1 protein-coding gene is annotated in these 418 nt (G+C 40.0%); it reads right to left on the bottom strand.

The genetic code is table 11. The annotated features are described in order from the left end of the window. Positions 1–219: 219 nt before the first annotated feature. Positions 220–418 (bottom strand): hypothetical protein (locus tag GOQ16_RS17770; RefSeq protein WP_204987524.1); only part of this gene is annotated, 199 nt, incomplete at its 5' end.

Raw genomic sequence — 418 nt, 5'->3', positions numbered from 1 at the left:
AAAAGGAGATTGCAGTCCTTTTGTGGCGTTCCCACTGCACGGTTCTAGTTCCGGTAATCAACGGGTCAGATTCCTCACGTGGAATCTTGGTTCTTGGTACGGGTCGAACGAAGGGTCAGGTTGAAGCTTTGCTCGGCGTGATTTCTCGCTTTCTTAGGTTTGTTCTTCTTGTTCGTGGGTTCCCAAGCCTGTTCTTGGTCGGGTTCACATCAGTTGGTATCAGAGCACAATTCTAGAATTCAAGTCATCTATCATTTTTATTTCTGTGAGTCCTTGTTTTTTTTTTTTTTTGTGTTCTTCGTGTTCATTTGTCCAGTAATTATTTTTGAGTTTCAATCCAAAAATTTCCAAAAAAAGAGTCAAACATTTTTTTTGGGCTAATCTAGCATCCAAATCAACTTTCGTTTGTTTTGTTGGT

Origin of the sequence: Sphingobacterium bovisgrunnientis (assembly GCF_009829085.1) — a bacterium.
GTDB classification, from domain to species: domain Bacteria; phylum Bacteroidota; class Bacteroidia; order Sphingobacteriales; family Sphingobacteriaceae; genus Sphingobacterium; species Sphingobacterium bovisgrunnientis.
The sequence above is the reverse complement of the archived record's forward strand: the minus strand, read 5'-3'. Positions and strand labels throughout refer to the sequence as shown.